This is a genomic window from Sphaerochaeta sp. (assembly GCF_050178175.1).
In the GTDB taxonomy this organism is placed as follows: Bacteria; Spirochaetota; Spirochaetia; order Sphaerochaetales; family Sphaerochaetaceae; genus Sphaerochaeta.
This window is the reverse complement of sequence record NZ_JBFXGH010000006.1, coordinates 39,094-47,085: the sequence shown is the minus strand read 5'-3', so window position 1 is coordinate 47,085 and position 7,992 is coordinate 39,094. Positions and strand designations below refer to the sequence as shown.

Annotated in this window: 6 protein-coding genes and 1 tRNA gene; 4 read left to right on the top strand and 3 right to left on the bottom strand. The window is 45.6% G+C overall.

What is annotated here, in order from left to right; all coding sequences use genetic code 11:
* Nucleotide 1 precedes the first annotated feature (1 nt).
* Nucleotides 2–1,765, bottom strand: a complete 1,764-nt coding sequence (locus AB7S66_RS01595) for a class I SAM-dependent methyltransferase (protein WP_428517628.1) — start codon at nucleotides 1,763–1,765, stop codon at nucleotides 2–4.
* A 78-nt stretch (nucleotides 1,766–1,843) separates the two neighbouring features.
* Between AB7S66_RS01595 and AB7S66_RS01590 the strand changes: the two genes are divergently transcribed.
* From AB7S66_RS01590 to AB7S66_RS01575, 4 genes are all read left to right on the top strand, one after another.
* Nucleotides 1,844–2,317, top strand: a complete 474-nt coding sequence (locus AB7S66_RS01590; RefSeq protein WP_428517627.1) for a hypothetical protein — start codon at nucleotides 1,844–1,846, stop codon at nucleotides 2,315–2,317.
* Between the two features lie 3 nt (nucleotides 2,318–2,320).
* Nucleotides 2,321–3,658, top strand: coding sequence for a phosphomannomutase/phosphoglucomutase (locus tag AB7S66_RS01585; RefSeq protein ID WP_428517626.1), 1,338 nt, complete (start codon nucleotides 2,321–2,323; stop codon nucleotides 3,656–3,658).
* Between the two features lie 16 nt (nucleotides 3,659–3,674).
* Nucleotides 3,675–4,661, top strand: coding sequence for a UDP-glucose 4-epimerase GalE (gene galE, locus AB7S66_RS01580; protein ID WP_428517625.1), 987 nt, complete (start codon nucleotides 3,675–3,677; stop codon nucleotides 4,659–4,661).
* A gap of 193 nt (nucleotides 4,662–4,854) precedes the next feature.
* On the top strand, nucleotides 4,855–6,021 hold the full coding sequence (locus AB7S66_RS01575; protein ID WP_428517624.1) for an ABC transporter permease: 1,167 nt from the start codon (nucleotides 4,855–4,857) through the stop codon (nucleotides 6,019–6,021).
* An 82-nt stretch (nucleotides 6,022–6,103) separates the two neighbouring features.
* Here AB7S66_RS01575 and AB7S66_RS01570 read toward each other — a convergent pair.
* Together AB7S66_RS01570 and AB7S66_RS01565 are read right to left on the bottom strand one after the other, a co-directional pair.
* A tRNA-Asn gene (locus tag AB7S66_RS01570) sits at nucleotides 6,104–6,176 on the bottom strand.
* A 161-nt stretch (nucleotides 6,177–6,337) separates the two neighbouring features.
* Nucleotides 6,338–7,992: 5'-nucleotidase C-terminal domain-containing protein (locus AB7S66_RS01565; RefSeq protein WP_428517623.1), on the bottom strand; the 1,655-nt coding region annotated here is incomplete at its 5' end.

Sequence of the window (7,992 nt, the reverse complement as noted above, 5' to 3'; positions counted from 1 at the left end):
GTTAGGACTGTCGTTCACCGCTGTTGAGTCTATCATCCCTGTCGCGGTAGGAAGGACGGTCACCGCTCGGGCGTCTGTTACCATATGAGGGGCGCTCACCGCTCGGGCGTCTGTTACCATATGAGGGGCGCTCACCGCTTGGGCGTCTGTCACCATATGAGGGGCGCTCACCGCTTGGGCGTCTGTCACCATATGAGGGACGGTCACCGCTTGGGCGTCTGTCACCATATGAGGGGCGCTCACCGCTCGGGCGTCTGTCACCATATGAAGGGCGCTCACCGCTCGGGCGTCTGTCGTTTCTGTCACCATATGAAGGTCGGTCACCACGTCGATCATCTCTACGAGGTTCACGATTTTCTGTCTCTCGATTCTCAGAGGTTTCTTCTGCTGAAGATTCCTGTACTAGCGGGATGAAATCGTGGTCATCCCAACTAAGTGTGAGAAGGTCATCCTCAACTTCATTCGGTTCAACCACAGGGATTTCTTCATCATCGGATTCGTCAGTCTCGGTTTCAACTTCTTCATTGTCAGATAGTTCTACTTCTGTATTTTCATCATTGAGATCTTCGACTTCCTGGTCTGCCTCATCATTGAGGAGCACCATATCTTCTTCTGCCTGTTCGGGTTCTGCTACAGTTGAGTTTGCTGCTTCTTCTACTATGGTTTTTTCTTCGGTTTCCAGTTCTACTGGTTCTTTTTTTTCTTTCGCTTTCATTATCTTTACTTCTTTGTTTTGTACACGGGCTTCCTGCCCATTCTCATCGTGCTGGTCTTGCTTGCCAGCTTTCTCTTGTACGGAGGTTATCCATCTATCTGGTATCCGTATATCTTCGTGTTTCGTCAGCAACCACGTCCTCGCAGTTCCCAGACGGCGGGTAAATCCCGGTGCTGCGACTCGCCTGGTAATCTCCTTGATCTCAAATCCACGTATTGCTTTCTCATCCATCTTGAATGTTCCCAAGTTTGTCGAGAACACTAACTTTCCACCTATCGCAAGAAGGGCATTAAGCACCTTCATCCAACGCAAATAGTCCCTCTGGACATCAAAATCATGATCCATTTTTCGACTGTTTGAAAAACTCGGCGGGTCGAAAATGATCAGGTCATACTTCTTGCCTCTTGCATATGCTTCCATCACATAAGTCCATGCATCTGCAGCAATGCAAGGAAATACTACCGAAGGAAATCCATTATCGGCAAGATTCTTTTCTGCCCATGCAGTATAGGTACTGGACAAGTCCACAGATTCTACACGTTCAGCTCCACCACGGGCAGCATATACCGAGAAGGATCCTGTGTAGGAGAACAAGTTCAACACCTTACATCCCCGGCTCATACCTTCAACCACTGTTCTCGTAAGCATATGGTCCAGGAATAAGCCGGTGTCAATCCTCTTGGTCAGGTCAACGGTGAACAAAAGTCCATTTTCTTTTACCTGTACTTCCAAGGATTGTTCGCTTTGCAAGCTATGCTGTTCCATCCCCATCCGTTTAGGACGTCTGTGAAACACCACATGGCTGGACTGTACATAGAGCATACGTGAGACGATATCGCAGCAAATCCTCTCATCCTCTTCATCCAACCCATCATCGCTGTAATCGGTGATTCTTGCATAAGGGCCATAGAGATCAACAGTAACAGGAAACCGTTCCAGGTTTCGGTCATACACCCTCATGCAGGTCGTGTTGCTTTGCAACATCATCCGACGCATCTTGAGAGCGTTTTGCTTTAAAATCTTTCCAAAATCCTTTTCTGTATAATCCATGACAATCCCAGTAGCTCTTTCTGCAACGCAGTGTATATGGTACTATAGAAAAAAGCTAGAGAAGCGAAGGAAAAATTCATGGAAGATGATGCACAGGCTTTTATTGAGAATCTGGAAAGACGTCACCAAGCTCCTATAACATGGAGAACCTATGCTACGTGGTATGGTAATAACAGGAACATCATGCGGGAATTTGGCGTTTTTCTCTATAGGGTAGAGAATACCCTTCATTTTGAAGATTTTGAGCGAACTCCCTCATTGTTTGGGATTAGTCTCAAATCCAGGGGAAAAAAGGAACCTTTCATCAAGCATGAGGGTTCCTTTGCTATTGATGAGGTTGAGACCACCCGCCCTATTCCCAAAGCCATCGCCTACAAGGTTTCACAAGGTACAATCATGGTGGAACAAGTTCGCATGGCTACATCGCTGGATAAACTGTTCAGACAGATGGTAGAGATGGTGATACTCAAGAACGGAACCGTTCATTTTTTTGAACTTATGGATCGTAAGCAATTCATTAAAGAGCTTGGATCAATCAGCAAGGAGGACTAATACATGGGCGCATTCAAGGCGTATGATATCAGGGGAATCTACAACAAAGATTTCAATAAAGAAACCGTCTACAAGATTGGGTATTTTCTACCCAAGCTGTTGAACAGCAAGGTGGTGCTGGTTGGCCGTGATGTGAGATCCAGCAGCGAGGAGATCTTTGCATCCTTATGTGAAGGTATCACAGACAGTGGTGCTGATGTATTTGACATTGGACTCGCTACCACCCCTATGGTGTACTTCTCCACGGTACACTTCGAGGTTGATGCATCTGTTCAAATTACTGCAAGTCACAATCCTGCCATCTACAATGGGTTGAAAATCAGTAGGACTAAGGCTGTTCCCGTTGGCTCTGATAGTGGACTGAAGGAACTGGAAGCCATGGTAAACAATGATCCAATAGTGGTTGCTGGACAGAAAGGTACAGTACAAAGCAAAGACGCAAAACAACCCTATCTTGCTTTCTTGAAGCAGTACGTTCCAGATACAAGTGGCTTGGACATCTCTATCGACTGTTCTCATGGAATGGCAAACCTCCTGGTCAAGGATCTCCTTGGCAATGATCATCACTATCTGTATGACCATTTCGATGGGACTTTCCCTGCCCATGAACCCAATCCTCTGGAAGTCGAGAACTGCGAGGATCTGAAGAAAGCGGTCCTGCAAAACAAGAGCGATATTGGTGTCATCTATGACGGTGATGCAGACCGAGTGATGTTCCTTGATGAGAACGGAAGGTTCCTTCAACCCGATTACATAACAGCAGTCCTGGGATACTACTATTTGCACAAGGAAAAGGGAAACGTGCTTGTCGATATCCGCACAAGTCGCTCTACCACTGAGTACCTGACCAACCTTGGAGCAACAGTGCATGTCTGGAAGGTGGGCCATGCATTTGCCAAGACAAAACTCCGTGACCTTGGGGCAATCTTTGGAGGAGAACTTGCAGGACACTATTACTTCAGGGACTTCTATAACTGTGATAGTGGTCTTCTTGCCTCCCTCCTTGTATTGCAGGTTGTAACGGAGCTCAAGAAACAGGGAAAAACCATCGGTGATTTTATTGACTCGGTCATAGCCTATGCAAACAGTGGCGAAATGAATTTCAAGCTGGAACAAAAAGATGAAGCCATGCGGGCGCTCTTTGAGCGTTATGCTACCAATGACAAACCTGAGCAGGTAATGGACTTTGATGGGTATCGCATTGAATTCCCTTCCTGGTGGTTCAATGTTCGAAAGAGCAACACCGAACCCTATCTACGCCTGGTTGTAGAGGCAAAGACGCAAGAAGAACTCCAGGAGAGAACCAAAGAACTGTCCTCGATTATCAAGCAATTCAACTAAGGAAGGAAGATACACGATGAAAGTATTACTATTTGGTGGTGCCGGTTATATCGGCACCCACGTAGCTCTGGAGTTTCTGGACCGCGAAGATACGGTTGGAGTCTTTGATAATCTCTCCAGTGGACTGAAAAGCAATGTCAGTGACCAAGCCATTTTCTTCGAGGGTGATATCCGAGACAAAGAGCGGGTTGTTGCAGTATTACAGGAAGGATGGGATGTCGTTATTCATCTTGCTGCATTCAAGGCCGCTGGAGAATCGATGATAAAGCCTGTCAAATATTCAGAGAACAACATCACCGGGTCCCTGAACTTAATCACAGGGTGCATAGAAACAGGCATCAAGCATTTTATACTCTCTTCTTCTGCAGCAGTATATGGAGAACCTTCATACCTTCCCGTAGATGAGAAGCATCCCAAAAATCCTTCCAATTACTACGGATATACAAAACTCTGTATTGAAGAGAACTTGAAATGGTACAGTGAGCTTAAAGGGCTTCATTATGTCTCTCTGAGATACTTCAATGCTGCAGGATATGATGAGCAGAGACGCATGCTCGGATTGGAAAACAATCCAGCCAATCTCATTCCAGTAGTCATGGAAGTTGCCTGTGGTATCCGCCCCAACCTACTCGTCTTCGGAAACGATTATGATACGGTCGATGGGACAGGAGTTCGCGACTATGTACATGTCACCGATCTGGCAAAAGGCCATGTACTTGCAGCCGATCATCTGATGGCAGGAAAAGACAACTTGATAGTAAATTTGGGTAGTGAGGAAGGATTGAGTGTGCAACAGATTCTCGATACTGCACGTATAATTACCGGCAAACCTATCGAAGCACAATATGTCGACCGCAGGCCGGGGGACCCAGCAAAACTTGTAGCTTCCTCCAAGATGGCTTACAAGGCTCTCGGATGGAAAGCAGAGCACTCTTCTGTAGAGAATATCATCAAGACAACCTGGATGGTCTATGAGGCCAACCAGAAGCATATGAACCGATAGTCTTCATAGAGTCTTCGCTACTTTTATAAACGGCAGCCACATGGCTGTCGTTTTTATTAGACGAAGTGCTCTTCTAATGTAAGCATAACAGAGAGGAGTAATATGAATTTCATTATCCGTCTCGCCATCAAAAATCTCAGTCGATACAGACGTCGCACATCGATTACAGCTGGTGCAAATTACTATTGGAATCATGGCATTCATTGTTGTTGATTCTATCTTCTTAAGAGCCAACCTAGAATCTGAGAGAAATTTGCGACTATATGAAACAGCCTCACTCCGTATATATACCCCAGACTATTGGGACGAGCGACATTTCCTTCCGCTTGAGTACTCGATAAAAGGCCCCTCGAAAGTATTGCAAATTCTGGAAGACAGAGGATTGAAGGCTACACCTAGAACGTTGTTCTCAGCTGATATGATTCTCTATAAGCAGGATTTTCATGAGGATGGCACACTCCCTGTTACGGTAACTGCAGTCAATCCAGAAACTGATCCATCTGTGTATAAGTTTGAAGACACTCTCCAGCAAGGAAGATTTCTTAAGCCAGGTGAGATGGATGGAATAGTAATTGGAAGCTGGTTCGCTGAGGATATCGGGGCTGAGGTAGGATATTGGGTCACCTTGTTAACAAGAGGTAATGGCGGTTTCTATGAAGCCTTTGATATGCAAATTGTCGGAATTGTGAATTGCCCCAATCCCAATATCAACAGAACCTTGGTAATGATGGATATCCAAGCAGCAGATACGTTCCTTGCAATGAAGGGTGCTGTTACCAATATCTACATTTCACTAGGCAATGTTAAAGATATCGAGTCGGTTGCTCTTTCACTCCAAGCAGCACTCGATAAAGCGGGTCACAACCTTTCGGTCTATTCATGGAAATATCTTGCAAAAGATTACCTATCCCCTATGAATACTGACAAAGGAGTCTCCAATATCATTCTCTTCTTGGTATTTATCATCGCAGCTGTGGAGGTATCTAACACAATGCTGATGGCGATGTATGAGCGAATGAGAGAGATTGGGATGATGCATGCATTGGGTATGCAAGACCGATCTATCTTTATGCTCTTACTCATTGAAGGCGGTGGTATAGGTTTCCTAGGTTCCCTATCAGGTTGCCTATTTGGAGCTGTAATTAATCTATATCTTGTTGAGACTGGAATCGATTTCTGGTTCATGTTCAGGAACATGGATATCGGGTATAGAATCCAAAATGTTATGCGTGGCTCTTGGAGTTTCTCCACAATTGCGAAAGCCTTTCTCAGTGGTATCCTGCTTTCAATGATAGTTGCGCTTGCTCCAATCAGAAGAGCAATGAAGCAAGATATTCCTACATGCCTGCACCATCAATAGCAATACTTCGAGTCCAGCTACCAAGTGTGATGAATCGATGTATATGAAAAAAGACAACCCAATAGGATTGTCTCTTTTCTTGCTCGCCCGGAGGGATTTGAACCCCCGACAGGGTGGTTAACAGCCACCTGCTCTACCGACTGAGCTACAGGCGAATATCGTTTCGAACGATAGGAACATTACCCCATTGATTTGGTTATGTCAAGCAGTTTGAAATAAGTTATACCAAAAATTCCCTCGTGAATGTACTACGCAGGCATGTAATCTAAAATGGCGACTACCCGAAGATAGCCGCCATTGAACTTGTAATACTACCTTACTTTACGGGGTAGTTCTTCGAGAGGAACTCAATGAACACATCGCTGAGCAAGGAACCTTCAGAAAGGACCTTTCCAAACATGGTATAGCCATCTCCACCAGCGGCCATGAAGTCGTTTGTTGCGACCTTGTAGGTTGCATTCTTATCAATCGGCTTACCATTGAGAAGAACTCTCAGGATACGATTACCAGGCTTGCCAAACCGGTTGTAAACAACCTGCAGGTCGGTCTGGGAGAATGCACCATTGGTTTCTGGCAACTTGCTGTAACCATGCTCAAGTGCAGCATAGACATCAGCTCCGGTTACCTCAACAACAGTGAGGATGTTGGTGAACGGCAGGACATTAATCACTTCACCGATTGTTACCTCACCAGCATCGATGGATGCACGGATACCACCACCATTGGTAATGGAGAAGTCAGCACCACTCTCAGCAGTCATTGCCCTGGTGATCAACCTGGAAAGGTTGGTCGGCTTGATACGAACATTTGCACGTTCGCCATCAAGCTTCTCAGGTACATTTGCAATAACCGTGTTGAGCTTAGCATCAAGCTTTGCAGTCATATAATTGAGGTACTCATCAACTTCAGCATCGTTTGGTACTTCTGCAATACCATACTGCTTAGCAAGATCAGAATCCTTGGCATTCCAAACATCTGCAGCAGAAATCACCATCGGATACACAGCAGTTACTTCATCGTTCTTTACATGAATCTGGACCAAGCCAAGATTTTCCATGTACTCACCGGCAGAAACTATCATCGTGTCACCAATTTTCATTCCCTGCTTCAGCAAGGTGTGACTGTGACCGTCAACAAACAGGTCAATACCCTTGATGTTTCTCACGATCTTATCTGAGGTCAAGCCACTTGCACCATCAGGATCCATTCCAATGTGACCAAGTACGACGATATAATCAACATATTGCTTAGCTATATCGATTGCCTGCTGGCCAATCTCGAAGATTTCTTCGTTGGCGAAATATACACCTTCGACATTCTTCGGATGGGTCTTGGTAGCAGTATCAGGAGTGGTCAAGCCAACAACGCCAACAGTAAAGTCGTTGAAGTTATAGACCTGATACGGCTGGAACAACATATAGCCATTCTCATCCAATACGTTCGCACTCAGCACCTTGATATCAGTGTATTTCTCAGCAATCTCAGCGATTTCAAGAAGACGATCAACACCATAGTTGAAATCATGGTTACCGGGTACTACTGCATCATAGCCAAGCATATCAAGCAAGACACCAACAGTCTCACCTTCGAACATATTAACAACATTGGTTCCATGAATCACATCACCTGCGTCAAGTACAAGGATATTATCGGTAATACCGCGTCCAACCTTCAACATGGTAGCAAGTTTTGAATATCCAATGTTGTCTTCACTGGAGAACACACGACCGTGTACATCGTTGGTGTGGACAACAAAGAGATCAAACTCATTTGCGCCATCAGCGTTTTTCACAATCTCAAATACTCCCAGTGGGTACTCAACTGGCTCTTGTTCCTCAGCCACAGGCTCTGGTGCGGGAGCTTCTTCCTTCACCTCAGGTGCCGGTGCGGGGACCTCTGCCTTTGCAGGGACCTCTGCCTTCACCATCGGCTTCGGGGTTGCTCCAATCAATGAGACAATGGCCGGATCCT